1 pseudogene is annotated in these 458 nt (G+C 61.4%); it reads right to left on the reverse strand.

The features are described 5' to 3' along the window. Window positions 1-458, reverse strand: a pseudogene (locus AACY49_RS30890) (DNA ligase-associated DEXH box helicase); the annotation flags it as partial.

The raw sequence follows: 458 nt of genomic DNA on the forward strand, positions 1-458 counted from the left end.
GGTCATGTTTTCCACGCGCACCAGTTCCAGCAAACGTGCGGCGAACAGAAAACCATCACCCGGTTTAAGGCGGGCAATGAAGCCTTCTTCGACGCTGCCCAATGGCTTGCCTGCGCCGCCCTTGCTCCAGAACTTCAACTGCATGCTCGCGTCGCTGACGATGGTGCCGATGCTCATGCGGTGCCGCCGCGCCAGTCGCGCATCGGGCACGCGCCAGACACCATGCTCATCCGGTTCGACCCGGCGGTAATCCGGATAAGCCGTCAGAGACATGCCGCCATGGCGTACGAAAGCCAGCGCCCATGCCCAATCGACGGGTGTGAGGTCGCGATAAGCCCAAGCGCCACGGACTTCTTCGTACAACGCTTCGGGTATAAATCCGCCCCCCAGTGCCATGCTGACCACATGCTGCACCAGCACATCCAGCGGTTGATGCGGCGACCATCGCGGTTCAATTC

It is taken from the genome of Pseudomonas sp. EL_65y_Pfl2_R96 (genome assembly GCF_963970905.1).
Classification (GTDB): Bacteria; Pseudomonadota; Gammaproteobacteria; order Pseudomonadales; family Pseudomonadaceae; genus Aquipseudomonas.